Here is a 26,089-nt window from a genome sequence, read left to right as displayed (position 1 = left end):
TTCTGCTTTACTTTTTCTCGCGAAAATGTACTTCCTCGTCCACATTTTAAGTTATTTAACGCTCCAAAACTTACACGTATTCTCTTTTTTTGTTTATTTGCATACATTATTTTTCATAGCATCGGCCCACCCTATGATGGCTTTTGCTTTTTTAATCTTTAATGAAGTATTTGATCGTTATATATTTATTAAATGATGAAACTAATTCGACGCATTATTTATTTTATGGCTGTCGCATGGTGTCTGACGGCCTTTAGCTGCAGCAATGATGAAGATTCTTCGAAAACAGTTCAAGTATTGCCTACTTCGGTGGAGATAACGGACTTCTTTGAGACCCATTTGCCTGGTGCCGGCCAATCAGATTGCTTCTTTCAACGGAAAGAACAAGACCCTGACACGCTATCCGTTTGTGTTGTTAATTCGATGGCAGAACTTGAAAAGCTTTGCTATGCGCCGGTGCAACTACCCCAGATTGATTTCAGTCAGCGCACATTGATTATAGGATGGTACATGATGCCTAATTCATATTACCATGTGGGTAGCCAGAAGCTATACATCTCGTCATCGTCCGCGCAACTATATATCGAGACCCTGCCGCAGAACTTTGTTCATCCCACGTTTAGCAGAATGTTCTTCTGGGGTTTCTATCCCAAGACAAACGTAAAAGACATCAAAGTGAAGGTCAAAATCAACTAAGCAAAACGGAGAGATTCCATTGAGCCGTTGCCCTTTGGATTCTGCAAAAGCTGTGCGCTCAGAATATGGTAATCGCACGAGCACCAGCCGTAGGGGCATGATTTATCATGTTCCGCTCATACATCAAGACAATACCATGCGTGATTGAGTATCTTCAGATATAAAGTTTGTTTCTTGTTGTAACGTGGATTTTCGCCGAATTGCCTTAAACAAGATGTATTCCGATTATGCGGAACGTGATAAATCACGCCCCTACGGCTCACGCCATCACATTTCTAAACACGAAAATGAATAACTTGGTAAATGTAAATCAGTAGCCATGCGCCAGCCGTAGGGGTATGATTTATCATGTTCCGCTCATACATAAAGACAATACAATGAGCGATAAATGTAAAAATACGGTCACAAAAACGACCTCCGAAAATACTTCAAATAGAGTGAAAAACAGCGTTGAAAAGCTGTTTTTCACTTTTTTATGTGGTCGTTTTTCGCTTTCTCTGAGGTCAAAGCATAGCTTTTAGGTTGTCAAAGCAGCCCTTTTGCCTGCTCAAAGCTATGCTTTCGCGTGGTCATAGTGACGCTTTTGCATGGTAAAAGCTATGCTTTCAGGTGCTTTTTTCGATGTTTTGGGGTGTTTTCGATGCGCATAAACGCCATTAACTTTACCAAACCGCTGATTATCAATTACTTATTGCATTTACGCGAACTACCGAAATGCTTGGCTTATTTGCGACAAAAAAAATCCTGACGCAAAATAAATGAGCGGTTTGTACGAAATTTTCATGGCAAATTCATGCCTGTTTCGCCGTGCGAAACATCATAAATCACGCTCCTATACCGGTATATAACCATACGGACAGACATCTATCAAGATATCTGTCCGTATGGGATTATAGCTTGGTTTAGTCGAGCAGACATTTGTCGAGTTCGGCAGTGATGGCCTCCTTGTCGAGCTTCTGTCCGATGAAAACGAGCTTTTGCATCCGGTCGCCATACTGTTCGTCCCAGTCGCGGCGCAGTCCGGCTTGCACGGTTTTGAGCGCTTCGAGTTCCTTTTCGGGCATGGTGGCATACCACAGGCCGGCATTGCGCAGGCCGATTTGTTTGCCGGCTTGCTCGAAGACGTAGCAGGTGTCGGGCTCGCCCTTGAACCAGCAGATACCCTTACAGCGGATAACGTTCTTGGGAAACTTACGGGCTACGAAGTCGTCGAACCACGCCAGGTCGAACGGACGGCGGCGATAGTAGACGAACGTGCCGATACCGTATTCCTCGGCCTCACCTTCGTCGTGATGATGGTGGTGGTGATGGTGGCCATGGTGGTGCTCATGTTCGTCTTCATCATGCTCATCGTGGTGGTGTTCCTCGTCGTGGTGATGCTCAATGTGGTCTATCCAGGCGGCTGAAGTAGCCGTAGCCTCGAAGTCGAAGAGGTGGGTGTCGAGCAGTTTGGTCAGTTCGACGTCGCCATAGTTGCACTCGATGATTTCGGCCTTGGGCTGGATGGCACGGATGATGTGTCGGATGCGGGCCAGTTCGTCGGGCGTCACTTCCGAAGCCTTGTTCAACAGGATGATGTTGCAGAACTCTATTTGCTGAATGACAAGGTTTTCGATGTCTTCCTCGTCGATATGATCGCGCACGAGTTGGTCGCCGCTACCAAATTCATCGCGCATGCGGAGCGCGTCTACAACGGTCGTGATGCAGTCGAGGCGCACAATACCGTCCTTGATGTATTTCGGCCCGAGCGTCGGAATGCTGGAAATGGTTTGCGCGATGGGCGCGGGTTCGCATATTCCGCTGGCTTCGATGACGATATAGTCAAACTTCTGCATGGTCGTGATGTCGTGAATCTGTTCTACGAGATCCATCTTGAGCGTGCAACAGATGCAGCCGTTCTGCAAAGCCACGAGGCTTTCGTCTTTCTGTCCCACAACGCCGCCCTTCTCGATGAGGTCCGCGTCGATGTTGACTTCGCCGATATCATTCACGATGACGGCAAATTTAATGCCGCGCTCGTTGGTGAGAATACGATTGAGTAGTGTGGTCTTGCCGCTTCCGAGATAGCCGGTGAGCAGCAAGACAGGCAGTTCTTTCTTTGTCATGGATTATCCTTTACTGTTTTCTATTGCTTTCTTGACCGAGCCATGCATCAGCAACAGCCGTTTGGCGTGTTCATAGTCGAGTCCCAGTTCGTCTACAATCATGCGTGTGCCTCGGTCGATGAGCTTCTTGTTGGTGAGTTGCATGTTGACCATGCGATTGCCTTTGACGCGTCCCAGTTGTATCATGACTGATGTAGAAATCATGTTGAGAATCATTTTCTGGCCCGTTCCCGATTTCATACGGCTGCTGCCGGTAACAAATTCGGGGCCTACAATCATCTCGATGGGTACGTCGGCTTCGGCAGCCATGGGACTATCGGGGTTGCTGGTAATGCAACCGGTGAGGATGCCGTGGGCCCGTGCCTCGCGCAGCGCGCCGATAACATAGGGCGTTGTGCCCGAAGCGGCGATACCGATAACGGCGTCGTGCTCGTTGATGTGGTGCTCCTGCAGTTCCTGCCAGCCCCGTTGCTCGTCGTCTTCAGCGTTTTCGACGGCGTTGCGCAGCGCGGTGTCGCCGCCGGCGATGAGTCCGATGATGTGGGTTGGGGGCACTCCGAAGGTCGGCGGAATCTCTGACGCGTCGAGAACGCCCAGTCTTCCGCTCGTGCCGGCACCCATATAGAAGATGCGTCCGCCCTTTTTCATGCGCGGCACGAGTAGCGTTACGAGTTTCTCTATCTGTGGAATGGCCTGCTCTACGGCCAGGGCCACCTTCTGGTCTTCACGATTGATGTCGACCAGAAGGTCGTGAACGCTTTTCTTTTCGAGGTCGTCGTAGAGCGACGGCTGCTCCGATATTTTGACGAATGCCATAGCTTACTCCTGATTGGTGTGATAAGCGATGAGCCCTTCCATGGGAGCTTGGATGATTTTGCCCAATGTCATGCCTTCAGCCTTGAGCGCTTCTTCGAGCGGTTGCCTGAAGTAGTAGGCAATGGAGCCGTTAAAGCCGATGAGTAGCTGATTCCAATGGTCGTATTGCTTGACATTGCGCACGAGGAAACGGCGGAAACCATCGACCACCAACTGGCGAACAGCCGCGTTGTCGATATGCTTCGCGAGGAAAGGTACAAAGCCGGCGAGGAAGCGGTTGGGCAGTTTCTGGCGGTAAACACGGTCGATGATGTCGGCATTGGTCAGCTGATACTCGTCGTGGAAAGCCTTTACGATGTCTTGCGGCAACTGGTTCTTGAGCACGTCGCCCACCAATGTCTTGCCCAAAACAGCACCACTGCCTTCGTCTCCAAGAATAAATCCGAGCGGAGAAACGTTCTTGATAATCTTCTCTCCGTCGTAAGCACAAGAGTTACTGCCCGTGCCGAGGATGCAGGCAATGCCCGGTCGGTGGCCACAAAGGCTGCGGGCTGCCGCCAACATGTCGGTGGCTACCTCGCACCGACCCGTGATGTGGAGGTGCTTTCGGAGTGCGGCCTCCAGAATAGGCAGCTTTTCGGGCGTGCAACCGGCACCATAGAAGAATACGTCTTCGATGTCGGTCGATGGAAGTTCGGGAACGAGCGCGCTATTGATTTCCTGCGCGATTTCTTCTTCGGTCTGGAAGAAGGGATTTGTGCCTTTTGTCTTGATGGTCAGAACGGCCTGACCGTTGTCTACCACACACCAATCGGTTTTGGTAGACCCACTATCTGCTAATAATATCATAGTTTGATAAAGATTTTTTTCTTATAAAGATAACAGCCGAAGCCCCATACGATGATTACGAAGAGCAGCGCCCATGCCAACGAAGCAGCCTGCGTGCCGACGAGGGGCTGCATAACGTCATTGAACATACGACGTTGCAACGTTTGTCCGGCTATGGGAATGATGGATAACGGGATGAGAACAAGGTCGGCTAAAATGTAGAGTGCTAACGGATTGACACCAAAGGTCATGAAGAAACGGCTAAAATTGCCTTGATACCGACGTTTATCGATGAGCCAAGAGAGCAATGCCAGCAGCGTGGAACCCAGTCCGCACGTCACCATGGCAAAGGTCGGCGTCCATAGTTTCTTACTGATGGGGCAGCCATAGCTGAGCAGGAAGCCCGCGAAGGTGAGCAAGGCACCGATGATAAAGAGGCGCTCGATTTTGTCGTTGAGATTCTTCAGATTGGTGAGAACGCGTCCCACGCAGAAGCCGATAAGCACATGAGCCAGCGAGGGCAGCGTACTGAGCAGGCCTTCGGGGTCGGGGGTGTCCCATTTGTAGAGGTGTTGCTGCCCGACAATGCTGCTATCGAACACCGCAAGGATGTTGGTGGCATCGTGTGCCCAGCCATTGCCTGTTTCCAAAATAATGAAATAGCCAATAAAAATGAAGGCAATGAGCCATGGAATATACTTATGTTTCAGGCTGAGCGCGATGCAAGCGGCCAGTCCGTAGCAGATTGCGAGGCGCGGAAAGACGCCTACCAATCGAATCTCGGCAAAGCTGTTGGCCGACACCAGCATCCGTTCGAGGAGAGGAAGTGAGGCATTATCGGCACTGACCATGCCATAACAAAACTTCATGAGCCAACTGACGGCAATGCCGATGAAATAGAGCAGGACGGCTCTTTTCAGGATTTTGCGGGCACAGAGCCATGACCATTCAAAGTTGAACTTGCGCAATGAAAGGTAGGTCGTGATACCCATGATGAACATAAAGAACGGAAAAACGAGGTCGGTGGGTGTCAATCCAAACCATTCGGCATGCTCCAGAGGCGTATAAACGGGTTCGCCGCCGGGATTGTTGACCAATATCATGCCGGCAATGGTCATGCCACGCAGGATATCAATGGCCTGAATGCGGCTGCTTTTCACTTCAGTCATGATGCTTATTTGTAAAGGTAATACTGTCGGGATAGCTTTTTAAACTTGTCGGCATCCTTGTCCCAATAGGCTTTTACGTCTTTCCAACGATGGCGACGCAAGAAAAGTTCACGTATTTTCTTGCTTCCGCACACCTTGTCGAACATGCCGGCACGCTGTCCGGCTTGCTTCAGGATGTCGTGATTGGGATAGAGTTTGTAAAGCTCCTGTAAGATGTAGAACTGCACATCACACAGACGAGCTTTACGATAATTGGTGAAATGCACCTGAACGCCCTGCAATTGGCGTCCTTTATACTTGCTGTAGAAGGGCGAGTAATAGATGGGGCGGAAGGTATAGCCCGGCAGTCGCAGCGCGTTCATGCGATCGGCCAGCTCGGTAGCTTTGATCCAAGGTGCCGCGAAGGTCTGGAAAGGAATCGTATAGCCTACACCGATGTTGATACTATCAAGTTCGCCCACGATGCCCGACACGGTATAGAACGGTGCCGACGACGCTTCGGGGATGTGGGGTGACGAAAGTACCCACTTCAGACCGGTGTCGCCGTAGGTCATCGAGCGTTTCCAGCCTTTCATTTTCACTACTTCCAAGTCGCATTTCTCGCCCAACAGGCCTTCGTCGTTCAGCAATCGGGCGAGTTCGCCGGGCGTCAGACCATAAATGTATGGCACTTTGAACTGGCTGACAAACGAAATGCAGTCGTCTTCCGTGATGCAACCTTCCACCTTTTTGCCTCCCAATGGATTGGGACGGTCGAGCACTACCACTTTGATATGGTTGCGGGCAGCGGCTTTCATGATGTTGGCCAAGGTGCTGATATAAGTGAACGAGCGGCAACCGATGTCCTGAATGTCGTAGACGAGTACGTCGATATTCTTCAACATCTCGTCAGAAGGCGTGCGATATTTGCCATAGAGCGAATAAACGGGCAATCCCGTAGCCGGGTCGGAGTCGTTAGCCACCGCGTCACCGGCATGCACATTGCCTCGCACACCATGCTCAGGGCCAAACAAAGCCACCAACTTTACGTTCTTGGCAGCATGCAGAATGTCGACATCCGACCGCAAGTCATTGTCTACTCCCGTAGGATTGGTGACCAGACCGACCCGCAAGCCCTCCAGGATTTTGAAGTTCTGCTTTTTCAAAACCCCTATGCCGGTCTTCACTTTCTGTGCCGACGCGCTACCGAAGGCAAGCCACAGGGCACAACAGATGAATAGTAATCTCTTCATTGTTCGTAAATTATTTGCGTCCGTAGTTCTCGTCTATCTGCTTTCGGATGACAAACGTCACGCCAATGGTGGCCACACAGCAGAGCATTACCATCCAGAAGAAGTTCACATAACCAATGGCTTCTTGAATATAACCTGCTATAAAGCCCGGAAGCATCATGCTCAAGGCCATGAAAGCAGTACAGATGGCGTAGTGAGAGGTCTTGAATTCGCCTTCGGAGAAGTACATCATATAGAGCATATAGGCTGTGAAGCCGAAGCCATAACCGAACTGTTCGATGCAGACGGCCACGCTGATGACGGTGAGATCTGCGGGTTGGTAGATGGCCAGATAAACGAAAGTGATACAGGGAAGCGTCATGCAGGCTGCCATAATCCACAACGACCGCTTCAAACCAACGCGTGAGGCGAAGATTCCACCCACAATACCACCGCCCAACAAGGCCATCACGCCAAAGGTTCCATAGACGAGACCGACCATATCGGTGCTTAAGCCCAGTCCACCGCTGTCTGTGCTGTGAACGAGGAACGGTTGACACATCTTGATAAGGAATCCTTCGGGCAAACGATAGAGCAACATAAAGGCAATTGCCCAGAGCACATGGGGCTTCTTAAGGAACGTGACAAACGAGTTGATCAGTTCCTTTCGCTTTAGGTCGGCGGCTTCCTTGTCGTCGACAGTATCAGCAACGCGCGGTTTGTCTTCGGCCGAATGAGGAAGGAAAAAGGTGTGATAAAGCGTAATAAGGAAGCAAACGACCGCGCTCACGCCCAGCGTAATCTTCCACGAATAGGGTATATTGCCGGTATCGTTCTCGATACTGCCGGCGATAAAGACCAATACACCCTGACCGAAAACAGAGGCGATGCGGTAGAAAGTACTGCGGATGCCGATGAAAGCGGCCTGACTGCTTGGATTATGGGCCAGCATGTAGTAACCGTCGGCCGCAATATCGTGCGTGGCCGAGGCGAAAGCGGCGATGATAAACAGTACTAAGGTCAGCGTAAACATGCTGATTGGCGTCTGTCCGCTGTCAATAAGCTCTGGCGAAGGGTTAGGCAGCGTGACTGTCAGCAGAACAAGGAACGCGGTCATAATCATCTGCATGCAGACAATCCACCAGCGTTTGGTTCTGATTACGTCGACCAAGGGGCTCCAAATACCCTTGAGCAGCCACGGAAAATACAGCAGTGTCGTGAAGAAAGCCATATCGCCGTTGGGTACACCCATCTTTGTGAACATCATAACAGAGATGTTATTCACGACAAAATAGGGCACACCCTCGGCAAAATACAGCGTGGGCACCCACAGCCATGGAGATTTTATGTTGCTTTTCATTGATTTTTAGCGTATTGTTGACAACGAATAATCCTTATTTATTCATGGCAATGCGGGCCTGCAATTCCCATGTACGGACACGATCCTTATACGTATTGTTGCGATTTTCCTTCTCAATGCTGAGCGCGGCATCAGAGTTGTCGTCCCAACGACGGCAGCAATAGAGCACATCATAGATGCGACCAATCTGGTAATGACGTGAAATGGCCAGGCCCAAAGCATAGTCTTCGCCATAGTTTACATTGGGAAGGTTGACTGTCCGTATCACCGGTGTGAAGAAACCGCGTGGCGCACCGAGTCCGTTGATACGCAAAGCATTGTTGCGACCGTTGTCGGGAGTCCACTCGCGGTGGTCGATTTTGCCCGGCGGAAGCATGTTCTTATCAATATCTGTCAGCATATAAGAGCCGATAACCATAGCGCATTGCTGCTCATGGAAGGCGTCTACAAACTTCTGAAGCGTGTTTTCGTCAGAATATACATCATCGCTGTCGAGCTGAACGATGAAGCGACCGCACTTAGGATGGTGGGTAGCCATGTTCCAAGCACCACCAACACCGATGTCGCGACGGGTCGGAATGAGGTGTATCAGTCGCTCATCACTCTTGTATTCCTCAATGGCTTCGGTGGTACCGTCGGTAGAATGGAATTCAGGACCATTCTCAACAACGAATACATTGTACTTAAAATTAGTCTTTTGGCTCAACGCGCTGTCGATGGCATCACGGATTGTGCGGATGCGATTGCGCACGGGAATCATGATGGTTGCCTCATATTCAAAGGCTTCTTGATTGAAATCAACGGGCTCAAACTTAGGAGCGAGGTAACCACCGATTTCCTTCAGATGCTCGGTGCAGGCCTGTTCCATCTCAATTTGTGAGGCGCGGTTGCGTGGATCCACGTAGTCGAAAAGCTTTTCTCCTGTTTTGCGGTTGTCGAGTTCCACCTCGCTGTAGAGGTTTTCGTTGATATGAACAAGCTCTTCGCATTGTGATAGCTTCAGTCGGAGGTCATAGAAGCCGGCTGCCTGATAGTGAGAAGTCATCTTACCGGCTGCTGCCTTGAGAGCGTCGGTGCGGAAAAAGAGTACCGAACCGAAGTCGAAGTCGTCGCGCAAACTACCTTTCTGGTAGTCGATAACGGGTGATTCCGAGCGGATTCCCTCTGCAGATATTTTGTAATGGTCGGCATATACCATGCCGGCATGGGTGCATTGAGCAATGCCGGTCATACGTTCGAGCGCGTAAAGACCGATTTCCATATATTGCTCCTTCATATATAATAAGGTGAAAGGAGCCTCAGCAGCCTCAGCCACCTTACACATCGTGTCGCTGCTCTTCAGCGTATCGATGGTCAGAACGCCGTCAACACCTTCTACGGCTACCGGTTCACCGGACTGTAGGATAATGATGCGATTTACGATATCTTGCCCTTTCAGGCCTTCAAGGTTTTTTTTTAACTCTTCCTGGCCCGCCATGGGGAGGAAGCAATCTACCATTTTCTTCATGATTGTTATATTGTTAGTGATTATTGTTGATTGAAAGTTTTCCTAAAAAGCCGTCTTCGTCTGTATAGAGCACAATGTTGCGGCTTAAAGGAACCACCGTGTTGACGAGCGTGTTGCTCACTTTATGCTTCCATAGCAAGCGTCCGGTCTTCGCTTCGATGGCGAAAATCAAGCCATTCTTGGTGGAAGAGAATACCACTCCGTCTTTTTCGGGTAGCATGACGGTGGCATGTTCGTAACCAAAGCCTACATGGCAGGCCCATAGTTGTCGTGGATGATTGTCCAAAGCAGAATAACAGACTACACTATCACGCATGGTCTTGGCATAAATACGTTTCCGGTCTTTTGAAATACCAATGGATTCGCGCACCACACTCTGCTTGGTGGCGTAGATTTCGTGACCATCGCGAGCGTCGATGGCAGTCAGTACGCGACGTGGATCGACCACGAACACTTTCTGATGAGCCTCAACGGGCCACACACCGGCTGGCGAATAGTGCATATTTTGTCGTCCGGTGGTCCACTCCCACAATGGGTTTCCGTCTTTACGGCGCAGCGCGTATACAGTATTGGCCCAGTCGCCGAAGACAACCATGCGCCGATTGACCAGCGGTCGTGTTTCTACGTAGCCCCGAATGCCCTGTCGGCTCCAAAGGATTGTGCCATCTTTGACGCGGATAGCACGGAAAATATGGTCACCACTGCCCACGTAAGCTATACCGCCACGGATCGTTACGGCACTCACAACGGGTCTTTGCGTCCGCACTTTCCATCGTAAGGTACCCTGACGGGCATCAAGTCCATAAATAAAACCATCGGCCGAACCAGCCACCACGACACCACGGCCGATTGCGGGCGTACCAATGATGCGGGCACCGGTGGTATATTGCCAGCGTTGCCGGCCTTGATGGCCAAAGCAAGTGATGCGTCCGAGGTTGTCGGCCACCACAATTCGTTGCTTGTCAATAGCCGGTGATGAATAGATACCGGCTCGAAGAGCGACCTGCCACGTTTCTTTCACCATGGGATAGGCTTCGTTGACGCTGAAATCAGGACGCAAAGGCGACGTGGCTGCTGCAGCCGGGCCAAGTCGTTGACCAAGAGCGATAGCGGCCCAGCGATAACGGGGCAAACCAACGGGATGCGTATAAGCGATAAGCGAGTCCGCCGTTACGTCGTATTCGTTATATTGTCCGGCCGTACGGCCTTTCTGTCTGAGGTTGGTGATGTTGACAAAGCCCGGTATTCCATCGTATGTCTCAAATCGGTTGCGATGGTAATGGCCGTTCAGAAAGGCCTGAACGGGAAAGGATCGCACAGCATCTGTCACATCAAAACAATTGTCGACGTCTTCAGGGAGCATGGGCATGTGGCTCACAAGGAACACGGGCTTGTCGAATCCGTTGTGCCTCAGCTCCTCTTTCAGCCATTCGATGTCTTCGGGAGCCACGTGTCCCAGGGCCATGCGCATGAGCGGGCCGCTCGGGAAGCCCAGGAACAGGTAGCCGCGGTGCTCGAACTTGAAACGTTCATAGCCGAAAATCCGCTTGAAATCCATACATCCGCTCTCGCTCCACTTCTGGTCGTGGTTGCCTTGGACAATGTAGTAGGGGCGTTGCAGCCGGTCGAGTTCCTGCTTGGCCAGCCGCAGCGAGGCCCCGTCTCCTTTGTCGGCGATGTCTCCGGTGACGAGGATGAAGTCGATGGAGTCCGACGCGTTGATTTGGTCGACCGAGTTGCGGAGGTCTTGTGTGGGCCCCGGAGCATTGATGTCGATGTGGATGTCGGTGAGGAGGGCAAAGCGGAAAGGTTCACCGGCCTGTGCCGATACGCAGACGCGGAGAAGCGCCCACAGGATGGCGGCTTGTAGATACCATTGTTTAGGTTTCGTTATGAAATGCTTCATCTTTGTTTTACCTTTCCTATATCATGATGCAAAGATATTAAAATAACGTGATTCGTGCGCATTTTCTACTCTTTATTCCTCAAATACTCCATCACCATCTTCATCAACTCATCGCGTTGCGCCTCTCCCTTCACCGCTTCGAAGGGGAAGCCGAGCACCACCGTGCGCCATCGGTCGGTCTCGTTGCCGCCGAAGACGACGCCCGCGCTCTTGTTGTTTTCGGGATAGCGGAAGGCCGTGTAGGCGCAGGGGTCGGCCGGGGCGATGGCGTCGGGCGACTCTACGACGTAAGATTGCTCGTTGGGGCGGTTGAAATATTCCATCCGCAGCCGCTTGTCGGTCAGCGGCGACACCACGGTCGTAATCTCACCCTCGGTCGACGCCTTGTCGTTGCGCCACTGGTATTTCAGTATTTTACGTGCGAAGGCGATGTCTTCCTTGTCGGCCTTGGCGATGGGGTTCTGCCAAAGGTCGGTAGCCACGTAGGAACCGGAGACGAAGATGCGGCCTCCTGCCTGGCAATAGGTCGTGATGGCTTGCTGCAACGGTTTGGGGAAGGTCTTGAAGTCGAGTCCCTTTACAGCCCCGATACGGCCCATCTTGGTCTGCTTGTTCTTGCCCAGGATGAGGTCGACGGCACAGAAACGTTCGCTGTCGAAGAGCCGGAGGGCGAGGGCCGCGTCACGACCGGCCGACACAAAGCTGTAGCCTGCCTTCAGGAGAGACCGCCCGTGGAGCGCAGGGTAGTCGAAAGTATTGCCCTTCACCACAATCCGTTCGTAGTTGCTCTGGCTGTCGCCGTAGCCCGAAGCGTCATCGTCCGTCCAGGGGATGGCCCGCCTGAACTCTTTCATCTTGCCCGTGTAGGAAATCATTTCCCGATAGGGCACGCCGTTGTCGTCGTCGGCCAGGAAGCCCGCCTGCTCGTCGTCGGCACTGCGGAAGTCGTCGGGCGCGCTGATGCGGTCGAAGCCGTTGATCACCAGGACGGGCTTGGCCGTGGCCGCAGAGGCTATGCCCGCGCTCAATATTTCGGACGGGAAGCTCTCGCCGCCCTTGTTCAGGGCGCACACCTTGAAGCTCACCACCTGGTCGGGGGCTATCGTGACTGTGTGTTGCGGCTTCTTCACCACCACGCCATTGTCCCAATCGCCGTCGCCCTGACGCGTGTAGACGATGTATTTCTCGGCCTTGGCCGTCGCTTCCAGCGGGTCGTCGACCGGTTGCCACGTGAGCAGCACCTTGTCGCCCTTGGCCAGTTGGAGCGCAAAATCCTTGACAGGCAGCGGCTGAACCACATAGTCGGTGCCGTAGTTGTCGGACAGGAAGCGGAGCATGCCCTTGTAGATGGCGCGCGAAACGGTGAACTGGAAGCGCGGGTCGGCCCCGTAGCGCATGTCGGCGAAGTTCTCATGCGAGAGCAGTTCGAGCAACATGGCCGGCACACGGGGCGTCCATGCTTCGAAATAAGACTGGTTCCACATGCCGCGGCGCGTCCATTTGGGTTCGTAGAGTGTGCGGATGTCGTTCACGATCTGCGACTGGACGAGGTCGCAAAGGTCGTGGTTGATCTGCCGGCTGGTGCCGTCTGCGAACTTGCCGCCGTAGCGGTTGACCATGTAAATGCCCAAGGTGCCGATGATGGAATCGCCATAGACCGTGCCGGCGTCGCTGTGGAAGGCGAAGGAGAGGTCGATGGGAATGCGGAGCCCCTTGCCTTCGGGCCAGGCTTTGGTGCCTCCCAATAGGTAGTTGACCCATGGCCCGCGGTTCTTGTAGTCGTCGCGGTAGTCGTCCTTGCCGTGTGAAGGCGAGTAAACGCTGTCGGGAATGCCGGCCCACTGCATGTAGTAGCGTGCTCCTTCCAGGTAGCGGGGATAGCCGCTGGTCTCGTATGGGTAGTCCATTCGGGGCTGCCAGGCGTTGCGGGGATGGTAACCCGACTGGCGGTCGGTCTTTCCGTTGTAGGCGATACTGTCGCCATCGGCCCGTCGGGCGATGTTGCCCATGCCGCCACCGAAGCGCACGGCGTCGGCCGTCACGACGGTTCCTTTCTCTTTTGAATAGTTGGTGAGCGTGACACAGCCCCGCGTTCCCGCGTCAAAGTCGAAGGTGCCGAGGTAGATCCACGTGCCGCCACCCATCTGCTGGTTGACCGAGAAGCGAGTGCTGCCGCCCTTGTGACGCACGGTGTAGAGTGCCTGTGTGGTGCTGTTGGGCAGCGACTGATAGGCCACGTAGACCGCGTAGGGGCGGCTGACGGCTATCCGGGGACTCCACTTGATTTCGCCGGCACGCCCGCTGTTGGTCGTCGTCTCCGCCATGCGGTAGGTTCCGTCGTGGAAAGGATTCTCAAACTCCTTGTATTCCTGCCGCATGTAGGCGAAGCCGGGGCCGTCGCCGGTCGTCCAAGGCTTGTCGCCGTCGGTCTCCGTGTAGGGCGATGAGGCCAGTTGGCCATCGTTGTCGACGATTACTTCATGGGGATTGGTGTCGCGTTCGCGGGGTGTCAGCACGTAGGCGCCCGCCTTTTCGAGCATGGGGATGAGGTAGGGCAGCACATACTGTTGCGTGTACTTGTCCTCGACGGTCTGGAACATGCGCCCCCGTTGCCACTGCCAGCGTTGCCGTCCCGGCTCGAAGTAGAGGCCATGGCTCTGCCACATGGCGATATGTCGGCCCTCAAGTCCTCGCGTCGGGGTGTAGGGACGGCTCAGGTTGCGCACCAACGGCACCGTCTTGTCCTGCGTGAAGACGGCCGGTTTGTCGGCTTTCGGCCGCAGATAGCGGGGAATCAGGTCGCGGATGTCTACGCCACCCGTGATGACATGCACCTCGTTGTCGGCGTTATTGGCGGGCAGGACGGCCTTAACGCGGCTGATGATGGCGTCGCATTTGGCTCGGTTGAAGGAAACGTATGAGAAGTTGGTGCTCGCGTAGACGAGGGTTCGGCCGCTGTCGGCCTTGATGGAGTCCACGCTTACGCGACCGGTGTTGATGCCGGCGGTGAATTGGTTCAGAACGCGTTCGACGGCGTCCGTCCCTTGCCCGAGGGCTGTCGTGCAAAAGGACAGCCCCAGCCCCAGGGATAAGGTAAAAAGTCTTTTCATAACAAATATACTAAACTACCGGGGCCTGCGTGTACAGGTCCCGGTAGTGGATGATGCAAGCGATTTATGTCTATTCGTTGCATGGGCATGAATCGTTACCAGCCCGGATTCTGCTTCACCTTTTCGGCGTTCAGGTCTATTTCGTTGCTCGGAACGGGGTACAGGTAGTATTTCGCTTCATACTTGCGGGTGGCCGTCGTTCCAACGAGGTAGTTGCCGTCGACGTTCTGTCCCTTCTTGTCGGGCAAGTTGGCGATGTTGGCTCCACGGTTGATGGCGGTGTACTTGTTGCTGTCGAGCTTGTCGAGCTGATGCCAGCGCACGAGATCCCAGTAGCGGTAGTCCATGTCGCACATCAGTTCGCAGCGGCGCACGCGGCGTATCTCCCACAACAGGTTGCTCACGCCCATGTTGTTGGCAGGGTCGGCGGCCGGTTCGAGCGTCATGTCGGGCAGTTCGGCGCGCTTCTGCAACAGGTTGATGGTCTTGTTGAGGTCGGCTTGGGTCAGCGTTCCCAACTCTGCTTTGGCCTCCGCTTCGTTCAGCAGGATGACCGAATACCAGAACAAGGGGATGTCGGTGTAGTTGGTATTCGTATTGGTGCGGTAGTGAAGCGCCAGCTGCGGGTTGTCATACTTGTAGATTGTGTAGCCCGTTGCCGCTGTCATCTCGGCCGGCAGCGGTCCGTCGGGCGACGGTTCGTTGCGGATCCAGCCGTGACTCTTGAAACAGATGATGGAGTCGACGAGCAAACTGAGGCGTTTGTCCTTCACGGCCAGCAGGTGGCTGATGGAGTAGTCGCCTTTGGCATTGGCCGCCGCCGCGTCGTTCTTGTCGAGTGTCGTCGTCGCCAACGGCTTTCCGTCCTTGAAAAGGAAGGCGTCGATGGCGTCCTTGGTGAGTCCGCTCTGTGTTGTAGAGCCAGAGGTGTAGTCGCAAAGGCCATGTGCCTTGACATCCTTCTCATAGTTGTCGTAGAAGATGACCTCTTTGTTGTTTGACAGGTTCAGCGAATTGTACACCGTGTATATCTTGCCGCCTGCTCCGGGCGTCCACTCGTTGAGCACGAACTTGCCGTCCATCAGTGCCTCCGAGGCTTTCACGCATTCTTCCAAGTATTTCTTGGCGCGGGCGCCGTCGGGTGCCTTGCCGTTGTCGGCCAGCGTGCGATACTTGCAGAAGGTGCCTTCGTAGAGGCAGATGTCGCTTTTGGCGGCCAGCGCCATCTCCTTGCCCCACGTCGTCTTGTCGGAAGTGTTGCTGGGCAGATTGGCGATAGCAAAGTCCAGGTCGGCCAACACCTTGTCCATCACTTGGTCGCGGTCGTCGCGCGGGCCATAGACAGCCTCTTCATTGGGGTCGCCTATCACCTTGTCTTCCCATTGTACGTCACCGTACATCTGCACCAGCTCGTAGTAGACCCATGCCCTGTTGAGGCGGCCGATGGCTTCGTACCTGGCCTTCTGCGCGTCGGAGAGGCTCGAAGTCTTGATTCCGTCGAGCATGTAGTTGACCCGGCGTATCTTGGTGAAGCGTCCCGACCACGCGGCGGCCTTGTTGGGAATCGTGCGGTAAGTCCAGTTGGCGAACGAAGGATTGGCCTGGTCGTCGTTCAAGGTGTTGAAATAGAAGCTGCTGGCGCTGCCGTAGAAGGAGTAGAAACCGTTGCTGTAGCTTTCCACCTCGTTGACATTGCTCCAAAACGCCGGAGCGTTGACGAACGTGTCGCGCGGATTCTTGTCCAGCAAATCGTTGCAACCCGTTAGTGTCAGGGCTGCAGTCGCAAGGATATATAGAATTGACTTTTTCATGATGCTTGATGTTTAGATGTCGCTTATAGTGTAACCTGTACGCCTACGGCAAAGGTGCGGGTGATGGGTTGCGTGCGTCCCCAACCGCCAAACTTGATACCTTGGCCTTCGTTGATTTCCGGATCGACCGGCAAATCGCCGTTGCCCTTGTGGAGCAAGAAGAGGTTGTTGGCACTGACGTAGACCCTGAGGTTCTGGATATAGGCCTTGCGTGTCAGGTCTTTCGGCAAGGTATAACCCAACGTGATGTTTTTCAGGCGCAAATAGGACATGTGGGTGAGGTATCTGCTCTGCGGATAGTAGTTGTGGCTGCCCTTGGATGCCGACAAAGCTGAAACGTTGCCGGCTGCCTCGTTGCCAGGCCACAGGCACGGATAGTCGTTGCTCTGCTTGATGTTCACCACTTTCTTATCCGGATCGGCGTCCCACGTGTAGACATTGTATTTCGTCTGGTGCTTGTAGAGGGTCAGGTCGGCGTTTCTCATGAGCGGGAAGTTGAATGCCGATATCGTCCAGACGTCGCGTTTGCCCACACCTTGGAAGAAGAGGTCGAGGTCGAAGCCCTTGAAAGTGCCGCCGATGTGGAAGCTGTATTCGTAGCGGGGCAGCGTGTTGCCGATGACTTTCAGGTCGCCGTGGTCTTCCAAGGTGCCCTTTCCGCCGTCGATCTTTCCGTCGTGGTTGAGGTCTTTGAACTTGATGTCGCCGGGGCCGTAGACGAAGTTGCCTGTCTGAATGCCCGTCTGGTCGGCTATTCCTTTCTTATATACCCAGCTTCCGTCGGCATTGCGGCTCTCGAAGTCGTCCTCCGTGAAGTAGCGGTCGGTCTCGAAACCCCAGATGTCGCCCCATGTCTGACCTTCGTAGGCGTAGGAAACGTCGTTGGTGTGGCCGATGATCTTGTTGGCGTTGTTCCACTTCTTCACCTTGATTTTCGAGTCGCCAATGCTGAAGTTGGCGTAGAGGCCGAAGTCTTTGCTGAACTGTTTGCGCCATGCCACCGACAATTCCCAGCCTCGTGCCTGGAGTTCTCCGCCGTTGGTGTAGGGTGCTCCGGCACCGACGGCCGACGGAATGGCGTTGCCCGGCGCGAGCATGTCCTTGGTGAGGCGCTCATAAACCTCGGCGGTCAGCGTGAACTCGTCGTTGAGGAAGCCGAGGTCGAGGCCCAGGTTCTTCGTCTGGATGCGCTCCCAGGTGAGTGATGGGTTCACCCATGTGGGCATGGTGAAGCCGTTGACCTTGGCGCCGCTGCCGTTGAGCCAGATGAACTTGCTGTTGGGTTCTACCTGATAGGGTGTCATTGTGGAGAGGAACATGTTGTCGCCGATGGCCTCGTTGCCGATTTCGCCGTAGGAGAAGCGCAGCTTACCGTTGGAGACGATGTGGCGGTAGTTCTTCCAGTAGGCCTCTTCACTGAAGCGATAGCCCAATGAGAAGCTGGGGAAGAAGGCCCAGCGGTCGCCGCTGCGGAAGCGGCTGGAACCGTCGTAGCGGCCGTTGAGTTCGAGCAGGTAAATGCCCTTGTAGTCGTAGTTGATTCGTCCGAAGTAGCCGGCCGAGGCGCGGTCGGCGGTCTCCGACTCGATGGTGGCGTCCTTCATTTCGCCATAGGCCAGGTTCAGTTCCGGATAATTCTCATCGTAGAGCAGTTTGCGGGTGGCGCCGAAGTAATCGGACGTGAAGCTCTCGCCGTTGACGCCGGCCATCACGTTGAGGTTGTGCTCGTCGTTGAACGAGTGGGCGTAGTTCAGGTAGGCGTTGGCCGTCCAGCGGTTGCTCTTGCGGTTCCAACGGTTGGTGCTGGTGTTGCTCGACGTAACGAAGTAGGTCGGCTTCTTGCCGCTCCAGTTCATGCCTTGTACGCTGTGGTCGGCCGTCTTCGAGTTGAAGTTGTCTATCTGATACGTGTAGTCGGCGTTGAGGGTCAGCTCCTTGGTGATGTTGGCCTTCACGAAGGCGTTCATGCGCAGCACGTCGTGCGCGATGACGTAGCGGCTGGCCTGCTTCTGCATGGCGATCATGCGGTAGTCGTACTCGGTGCCGTCGGCGTCCTTGTAGATTCCCGACGGAATGAAGTAGGAACCCCATCGCCACAGATACTGGTGGATGTCGGTCCAGGTGTCCGCCCTGCTGAAGTGGCGGCGCGTGTAGTTGAACCGAACGCCTGCCGTGAGCCAGTCGGTGATGTCGGTCTGCAGGTTCACCGTGGCGTTGTGGCGGTTGCGCTTGGCCGGGTTGAACTTCATGATGTCCTGCTTGTAGTCATAGCCGAGCGACGTGTAGAACGTGGTGCGGCCCGACGAGCCCGAGATGCTGACGTCGTGCGTCTGCGAGGGTGCGGCGTTGTCGTACCATATCTTGCGGATGTCGTAGTTGGCATAGTACATGGGGCTGCCTTCGAAGGAGTAGTCGCCCACTTCCTGGTCGCTTTTCCACGGTCTCATCAGGCTGTAGCCCTTCTTTCCGCCGTATTGTTTTTCCCAATCCTGGGCCAGCGGCAGCAACTTGTCGAAGTACATGCCGAAGAGTTCGGGCGTGGATTCGCCTGCCCGCTTCTTGCCGATGAGTCCGGCCTCAAGCTGTTCGGGCACCGTAGGGAAGTCGGGCAGCACCGTGGCCTGGTCCCAAGCCAGCTGGCCGTTGTACTTCACCGTCACGCGGTCGCCCTTCTTGGCCTGCTTCGTGGTGATGAGAATCACGCCGAAGGCCGCCCTGGCTCCGTAGACGGCCGACGACGCGGCGTCTTTCAGCACGGAGATGGAGGCGATGTCGTTGCCGTTGATCATCGTGAGGTTGTCGGTGGGCACGCCGTCGACGACGATGAGCGGCGAGGACTTCTGCTTGTTGGACAACGTGCCCAAGCCGCGGATGGAGAGGGAGGGCGTGGCGTTGAGGTCGCCGTTGTTGCTGAGTACCGTCAGACCGGGCACCGCGCCTTGCAGGGCCTTGCTGACGTCCTGCTCCGGTCGGCTCCCGAGCGTCTTGTCGATGTCCACGTTGGCCACGGCGCCGGTGAGATTCACCTTCTTCTGCTGGCCGTAGCCCACGACAACCACCTCGTCGAGCAGCGCGTTGTCAGGCGTCATCTGCACGTGCATGCTGCTTTTGGCCTTCAACTCAACGGTCTTGTAGCCAAGGAAAGAGATGCGGAGTTTGGCGTTGCCGGCTGTTTTCAGTTCAAAGTTACCGGTTGCGTCCGAGATCGTGCCACGAGTTGTACCCAATTCGGCAATGCTGGCTCCAATGATAGGGTCGCCATTCTCGTCGACAATCGTTCCTTTCACCGTAACGGTAGTCTTACTGTCCGTCACAATCTGCGGGGTAGGCGCTGCGAAAGCGTAACTTCCTGTTGCGCCACACGATAGTAAAAGCGCTCCTATTAGCGCTACGTGTCTTTTCATAAGCGTGTTATTATGAGTTATACGATGTTTAGATTAGCTATCTGAGTATGCGAGCAGGGTCTGTCGGTCTTCATGGAATAAATATAGGAACAGGCAGACAGTGTTTTCACGCTGCAAATATGATTAAAATAAATGAAACTCGCAAGTGTTTTCTTATTTTTTTTATCAAAAGACGAAAAAAATCTTATAAATCGTAAAGATCTATCCTTCCGATCGCGTTTTGAATGCCGCCAAGTGGCTGTTTTGTCTGATATTTTGATAGAATCCAAGCCCTCTGAAATAGGGTCATCTAAGTGTTAAAAGTAGGATAAATTTGTCATTGCTTCGTATTTTTCCACGTTTTCTTTCTCCATTTGCTGCCTTTTTGGGTTGTTTTTGTGCCTTTTTGGCCCTCAAAGGGCTGCTTTTACCTCCTCAAAGCTGCCCTTTCACACGCTAAAAGGGCTGCTTTTGCAAAGCGAAAGGATAGCTTTGGCAAGTCCGGAGCATGGAAAATATGAAGCGATAAACGCTAAATGGCTGGTTTTCAACGGATTAATAAAGTAGCGAAATTTCGCGTTATTTTCGTCCAACTCTTTTCTTTTTCAGAATAACGCCACTTTTTGAATGGTATATGTAAAGATAATTCAGGGCTTGACAGAAGTTTGTCTCTACGAAAATTTTACGGAATCGGGTAACGGCATCAAACAAAAAAAAGGAATTACCGAAGTAATTCCTTTGGCGCTTCAAGATGGGCTTGAACCAACGACCCCCTGATTAACAGTCAGGTGCTCTAACCAACTGAGCTATTGAAGCATAGCGCTATCAATTCTGATTTGCGGTTGCAAAGGTAAAGCAAGTTTTTGATTCTTCCAAATGTTTTGCGGTAAAAATTCGCAAATAGGCTAATTTTTTTTAATTACGTATGCTTTTTGGCATTTCAAAGCGGTAATATAGAACATAATATGCTATTTTTGCAGGAATAAAAGATAATCTTTCAATGAAGATGAAACAATATATAATAGGTGTGCTGCTCATGTTGGCGTTGCCGGTGGTAGCCCAGGACAAGGACGATCATCGTTTCGAGGTGATGAAAAATTTGGATGTTTTCAATTCCATCTACAAGCAGTTGGACCTGCTTTATGTAGATACGCTTGATCCCAAAGTGGCTATTGGCGCGGGCATCGACGCCATGCTGAGGTCGCTCGACCCCTATACGGAGTACTATCCGGCCGAGAAAAAGGGTGATTTCAAGATGATGGTGACGGGCAAATATGCCGGTATCGGGTCGCTCATACGCTATAACTTCGCCCTGAAAAACGCGGTGATAGAAGAGCCCTATGCCAACATGCCGGCCGTGGAAGCGGGCTTAAAGAAAGGTGACGTGATTCTGGCGATAGACGATCAGTCGATGGAAGGCAAGGATAACAGTTACGTGAGCGACCGCTTGCGGGGCGACGCGGGCACCACTTTCGTGATCAAGATACGCCGGCCCGCTACGGGTAAGGTGATGAAAGTGAAGGTAACACGCCGGGCCATACAACTTCCGTCGGTGCCTTATTACGGCATGTGGCAGGACAGCGTGGGCTATATCAATCTGAATCAGTTCACGGAAGGCTGTTCGAAAATCGTCAGAAGAGCCTTTCTCGACCTGAAAAGTAAAGGCATGAAGAAGCTCGTGCTCGACCTGCGCGGTAATGGCGGCGGCATAGAACAGGAGGCCGTGAGCCTTGTCAACATGTTTGTGCCCAAGGGAAAGCTGATCGTATCGAACCGTGGACGACTGAAACGCGTGAACAATGACTACCGGACGACGGTGGAGCCGATAGACACCGTTATGCCGATCGTGGTGCTGGTGAACGGCGAGACAGCCAGCTCGAGCGAGATAACGAGCGGCAGTTTGCAGGATTTGGACCGTGCGGTCATCATGGGAACACGCACTTATGGCAAGGGATTGGTACAGATGACCATGCCCATGCCCTACAACGGAAGCCTGAAACTGACCACCAATAAGTATTATATCCCCAGCGGACGCTGCATTCAGGCCATCAACTACAAACACAATAACGGTGGTTATACGGAGCACATGCCCGATTCGCTGACCAAAGTGTTCCATACGGCCGGTGGTCGGGTGGTGAAGGATGGGGGCGGTATCATGCCCGACGTGGAGGTAAAGCCCGACACTTTGTCCAATCTTACCATCTGTCTGTTGAACTCCAGTCCCTATATGACCCGCGACTCGAGTGAGCTCATGCTCAACTATGTGGTGGATTACATCGCCAAACACCCGACGATAGCGGCCCCAAAGGACTTTGAACTGACAGACGCGGAGTATGAAGCGTTTGCCAAACGGGTAGTGGACAGCGGCTATACCTACGCGCGTGACTCGGAGAAGTATTTGCAAAATCTGGAAAAGCTGGCCCGTTTCGAAGGCTATTATGACGAAGCGAAGCCTGAGTTTGAGGCGTTGAAGAAGAAGCTCAGCCACAATCTGGCCAAAGACTTGCGGCGCAACAAGCAGGAACTGAAGGAGATTCTGGCCAAGGAAATCCTGCCATCGTATTACTATCAGGCCGGAACCATCGAGTATGGGCTGAAGCATGACAAGGCGTTTGCCGAAGCCGTGAAGCTGTTGAATGACTCCGCCCGTTACCGAAAAATATTGCGTCCGTAATCAAACGGCAAGGATGAAAGGAGAGTAAAGATGATTAGATACTTAATTAGCGTATCTTCAGCAGGATAAAAAGATACTTTACGCTGTCCATACGCTAATCTGTAACCATACGATCAATTTGCGATCGGTTTATCAATAACCGACACCCCTCAGCCGGCTCTACGCTTCGCGCCGATAACAGACGATTCCGTCACGCTCAACGTTGGCAATAAACTGTGGATTACGCAGCTGATGAAAGATATGGATATCAAAAAAATAAGGGATGCGCGACTCATAAAGCAATGACTTCAGTCGAACGACGTGCTTGTTTTCAAGCCTTGTGCCACGTAACGAAAGGTCGATATCGGAAACATTCCGATAGTCGCCACGAGCTCTCGAACCATAAATCACAGCCTCTTCAATCTCCGGTATAGCGCGAAGGATGGCTGTCAGTTCATTAAAATACTTATCGTCAAGTCCAAATCGCATAGTAAAAAGACTCAATAAGAACGTTCTTAATTCGCTATCTTCAACATCTTGGCGTATAGCGAGTTCAATATCGGAAAATACGTATCGACAATTCGTTCTATCACTGTCAGCTCCGTATCCTCGTCATACACATGAGAGGTGAGGTTACGGCTTTCCAACATATCGAACCAAGGTTCGACATTTTCAATTAATCCCAGCCTGAAAGCCTGCCGAATTGTATCTCTTGAGCCTCCCAACTGTGCTTCGCCTTGGTATTCAATATAGTTTTTGAGTAGTTTCCATGCCAGTTCTTGGGTATACTCAAACCGTTGAATCATCCCGTCACACTCCAAGTTTGACAACTTGCGGCTACGCCTCAACGAAATAACCTCATCCATTCGAGACAGCGCCTTACCAAACATTGTCAAACGTTGCCGCCAACGTTCTGTCTTTTCCTCCATAACTTATCAATTTAATTTCATGAAAAGTCGTAATCTTATCCTTTGTCTTTCGAATTTCTAAAGACACTTGTTATAGACTTTTCTCCGCAAACTTACGATTTATTCATCAATACACCAAATGCAAATAACCGTTTTTCTCGTCTCTGCCTACAAACTTTCTATGAGCAGCCACACGTTGAGGGCCGTCACGATGGCGGCCAATGAATAGAGAAAAACTGTGTTCCAAGGGCGGTTGGCATACTTGCCCATGACGCGCTTCGACGACGTAAGGCTCACTTGCAAGAACACCGTGAGGGGCAGCTGAACGGAAAGTACCATCTGTGAGATGATCAATCCCCGGAACGGATCGCCGATAAAGAAGATGAGTAGCAGAGCGATGCCCAACGACAGCACGATTCCCACGATGGAATGGGTGTCGCGGGCGTTGTACGACTCTCCGAAAAGACCCGAGAAAATGCTGCCCGCCGCCATGCCACTCGTTATCGTGCTCGATATGCCCGCGAGCAAAAGGGCGATGGCAAAGATGTTGGCGGCGTTGTCGCCCAGCAGCGGTTGGAGCATTGCTTGGGCCTGAGAGAGCTCGTCTACGTGCTGACCGTGCGTGAAGAAAGCGCTCGCTGCCAGCAGAATCATGGCCGAATTGATGGCCCAACCCACAATCATGGAGAAGAGCGTATCGATAAACTCATATTTCAACATATACCGGATGCGCGCGTCACCCTTGAGATGAATCTCACGGCTCTGTACGATCTCGGAATGCAGAAAGAGATTATGAGGCATGACCACCGCGCCTAATACGCTCATGATGATGAGCAACGACCCCTCGGGCACGCTTGGAACCACGGCACTGCGCATAGCCGCGGGCCAGTCGATGTCTACCAAGAATAACTCGTAAACAAACGATAAGCCGATCATCGACACAAAACCGATAATAGCCCGCTCCATTTTCGCATAGCTATTGGTGAAGAGCATGATGAGCACGGCGGCTGTCGTCAACACCGAACCGGCAGGAATGGGGATTCCGAAAAGCATCTGCAGCGCGATGGCACCGCCTAATATCTCGGCCAACGACGTAGAGATACTGGCCAAGATGGCTGTCACGACAATAGGACGGCCCAGCCAACGGGGCGCAAACTTTACGGCAGCCTCGCTCAGACACAGCCCCGTGACAATACCTAAGTGGGCCACATTGTGCTGCAGGGCGATGAGCATGATCGTAGAGAGCGTCACCACCCACAGCAAAGCATAGCCAAACTCGGAGCCGGCGGCAAAGTTGCTGGCCCAGTTGCCCGGATCAATAAAACCAACGGTGACGAGCAAGCCCGGGCCGATATATTTGAAAATGTCAAAGGCACCCAGTACATGCGGATGATCCTTGCGCTTCAATTCCTTAATAATATTTTTCATACTTGATCATTCATTTGCCGCAAAGATACGATTTATCTTTGAGAAAGGGTCTATCGACGCCCAACAATACCAATAGATAGGTATGGACAAGGGAATATCGCACGTCGCAACACGTATTTTCATCTGTCGCAAATAAAAATAAAGAAAATGAAATCTTTTTCAGCAATTTTATTTACTTTTGTAATCGACATACTTTCAATACGGATGAAACACGATGTTTTTTTGATCAGGAAAGCTCGTTTCTTCTTGGCGCTTTCCACTTTTTTAGCAATCAATCTTACTTTACATGCCCAAAAACCGGAGGCATATAAATGGGCCGTGGTTAATGTTTCGGTGTGCAACATGCGCGTCGCGGGCGACTACGACGCGGGCATGGAGACACAAGGATGGCTCGGCGAGCCGGTCAGAATACTGAAAGACAGCATGTGGATACAAGTACAGACGCCCGACGGCGACCGTGCCTGGGTGCTCGGCAATTCGCTTCGTAAGATGACGCGCGAACAGCTCACGCGCTGGAACCGTTCGCCCCAGGTCGTCATCACTACGCAATACGGCTTCGTCCGCGAGCGTCCCGACAGCCGGTCATTGCCCGTGGGCGACCTCGTGCGCAACAACCGGCTGCTGCTCAAAGGGCGGAAGGGACTATATTATAAGGTGGAATATCCCGACGGACGACAGGGTTACGTGCTCCGGACCGACGCCATGCCGCTCCACCGGTGGCGCCAAAGCGTGAAGCGCGACGCACGCAGCCTCATCGCCACGGCCATGCAATACAACGGTATTCCCTATATGTGGGGGGCCAACAGCACCAAGGGTTGCGACTGCAGCGGCTTCGTGAGCAACGTTTTGCTGGCGCACGATATCATCTTGCCCCGCAATGCCCGGCAGCAGGCGTTGGTAGGACAGCACTTAGGGATAGCGGCCGACTTCGGCAACCTCATTCCCGGCGACTTAGTGTTCTTCGGACGCAAGGCCACGGACGGTCAACCGGCCCGCGTGTCGCATGTAGGCTTGTACATCGGCAATCGCAAATTCATCCATTCACTGGGCCGGGTGCACGTCAGTAGTTTCAATCCCGCCGACAAGGAGTACGACGAGTACAACCTCAACCGCCTGCTGTGGGCTACGCGTGTCCTGCCCGCCGTCAACAACGGCGGCGACATCATGACAACAGAAAACAACGATTACTTTAAATAAG

General features: G+C 52.9%; 17 protein-coding genes and 1 tRNA gene. 3 read left to right on the top strand and 15 right to left on the bottom strand.

What is annotated here, in order from left to right; all coding sequences use genetic code 11:
- Positions 1-192: 192 nt before the first annotated feature.
- Positions 193-696 (top strand): hypothetical protein, encoded by a 504-nt coding sequence (locus tag JHU38_RS00305; RefSeq protein ID WP_107581569.1) that lies wholly within the window; start codon positions 193-195, stop codon positions 694-696.
- 902 nt (positions 697-1,598) lie between these two features.
- Here JHU38_RS00305 and JHU38_RS00300 read toward each other — a convergent pair.
- The 12 genes from JHU38_RS00300 to JHU38_RS00245 form a co-directional block, all read right to left on the bottom strand.
- Entirely contained in the window at positions 1,599-2,801 is a 1,203-nt protein-coding gene (locus tag JHU38_RS00300; protein ID WP_107581570.1) for a CobW family GTP-binding protein, read from the bottom strand.
- A 3-nt stretch (positions 2,802-2,804) separates the two neighbouring features.
- A complete protein-coding gene (gene murQ / locus JHU38_RS00295; protein WP_107581571.1) occupies positions 2,805-3,617 on the bottom strand; it encodes an N-acetylmuramic acid 6-phosphate etherase in 813 nt (270 codons plus the stop codon).
- Positions 3,618-3,620: 3 nt separating this feature from the next.
- Positions 3,621-4,466: a BadF/BadG/BcrA/BcrD ATPase family protein gene (locus tag JHU38_RS00290; RefSeq protein ID WP_107581572.1), complete on the bottom strand. Its 846-nt coding sequence runs from the start codon at positions 4,464-4,466 to the stop codon at positions 3,621-3,623.
- Positions 4,463-5,614 (bottom strand): acyltransferase family protein, encoded by a 1,152-nt coding sequence (locus JHU38_RS00285; RefSeq protein ID WP_107581573.1) that lies wholly within the window; start codon positions 5,612-5,614, stop codon positions 4,463-4,465. Before JHU38_RS00285 ends, JHU38_RS00290 begins: the two co-directional genes overlap by 4 nt.
- 5 nt (positions 5,615-5,619) lie before the next feature.
- Positions 5,620-6,846, bottom strand: coding sequence for an exo-beta-N-acetylmuramidase NamZ family protein (locus JHU38_RS00280; RefSeq protein WP_107581574.1), 1,227 nt, complete (start codon positions 6,844-6,846; stop codon positions 5,620-5,622).
- A 10-nt stretch (positions 6,847-6,856) separates the two neighbouring features.
- Positions 6,857-8,185, bottom strand: a complete 1,329-nt coding sequence (locus JHU38_RS00275; RefSeq protein WP_107581575.1) for an MFS transporter — start codon at positions 8,183-8,185, stop codon at positions 6,857-6,859.
- Positions 8,186-8,219: 34 nt separating this feature from the next.
- A complete protein-coding gene (locus JHU38_RS00270; RefSeq protein ID WP_107581576.1) occupies positions 8,220-9,692 on the bottom strand; it encodes a glycosyltransferase family 2 protein in 1,473 nt (490 codons plus the stop codon).
- Positions 9,693-9,705: 13 nt separating this feature from the next.
- Complete coding sequence (locus JHU38_RS00265; protein WP_107581577.1) at positions 9,706-11,598, bottom strand: outer membrane protein assembly factor BamB family protein; 1,893 nt, start codon at positions 11,596-11,598, stop codon at positions 9,706-9,708.
- 65 nt (positions 11,599-11,663) lie between these two features.
- On the bottom strand, positions 11,664-14,708 hold the full coding sequence (locus tag JHU38_RS00260; protein ID WP_232369781.1) for a golvesin C-terminal-like domain-containing protein: 3,045 nt from the start codon (positions 14,706-14,708) through the stop codon (positions 11,664-11,666).
- A gap of 95 nt (positions 14,709-14,803) precedes the next feature.
- Entirely contained in the window at positions 14,804-16,519 is a 1,716-nt protein-coding gene (locus tag JHU38_RS00255) for a RagB/SusD family nutrient uptake outer membrane protein (protein ID WP_107581578.1), read from the bottom strand.
- A 23-nt stretch (positions 16,520-16,542) separates the two neighbouring features.
- On the bottom strand, positions 16,543-19,923 hold the full coding sequence (locus tag JHU38_RS00250; RefSeq protein WP_107581579.1) for a SusC/RagA family TonB-linked outer membrane protein: 3,381 nt from the start codon (positions 19,921-19,923) through the stop codon (positions 16,543-16,545).
- A gap of 718 nt (positions 19,924-20,641) precedes the next feature.
- Positions 20,642-20,718 (bottom strand) — tRNA-Asn (locus JHU38_RS00245).
- Between the two features lie 190 nt (positions 20,719-20,908).
- Here JHU38_RS00245 and JHU38_RS00240 point away from each other — a divergent pair.
- The gene (locus JHU38_RS00240) at positions 20,909-22,576 is read left to right on the top strand and encodes a S41 family peptidase (protein ID WP_107582350.1); all 1,668 of its coding nucleotides are present in this window, start codon (positions 20,909-20,911) and stop codon (positions 22,574-22,576) included.
- Between the two features lie 159 nt (positions 22,577-22,735).
- Here the strand turns inward: JHU38_RS00240 and JHU38_RS00235 are convergent, their stop codons facing one another.
- The 3 genes from JHU38_RS00235 to JHU38_RS00225 all read right to left on the bottom strand — a co-directional run bounded on the left by JHU38_RS00235 (position 22,736) and on the right by JHU38_RS00225 (position 24,891).
- Complete coding sequence (locus tag JHU38_RS00235; RefSeq protein WP_107581580.1) at positions 22,736-23,044, bottom strand: nucleotidyltransferase domain-containing protein; 309 nt, start codon at positions 23,042-23,044, stop codon at positions 22,736-22,738.
- A 26-nt stretch (positions 23,045-23,070) separates the two neighbouring features.
- On the bottom strand, positions 23,071-23,484 hold the full coding sequence (locus JHU38_RS00230) for a nucleotidyltransferase substrate binding protein (protein WP_107581581.1): 414 nt from the start codon (positions 23,482-23,484) through the stop codon (positions 23,071-23,073).
- Positions 23,485-23,631: 147 nt separating this feature from the next.
- Entirely contained in the window at positions 23,632-24,891 is a 1,260-nt protein-coding gene (locus JHU38_RS00225; RefSeq protein ID WP_107581582.1) for an Nramp family divalent metal transporter, read from the bottom strand.
- 204 nt (positions 24,892-25,095) lie between these two features.
- On the opposite strand from JHU38_RS00225, the gene JHU38_RS00220 reads away from it, so the two are divergent.
- Complete coding sequence (locus tag JHU38_RS00220) at positions 25,096-26,088, top strand: NlpC/P60 family protein (protein WP_107581583.1); 993 nt, start codon at positions 25,096-25,098, stop codon at positions 26,086-26,088.
- Position 26,089: the final 1 nt, after the last annotated feature.

It is taken from the genome of Prevotella illustrans, assembly GCF_017426725.1.
GTDB classification, from domain to species: domain Bacteria; phylum Bacteroidota; class Bacteroidia; order Bacteroidales; family Bacteroidaceae; genus Prevotella; species Prevotella illustrans.
The sequence above is the reverse complement of the archived record's forward strand: the minus strand, read 5'-3'. Positions and strand labels throughout refer to the sequence as shown.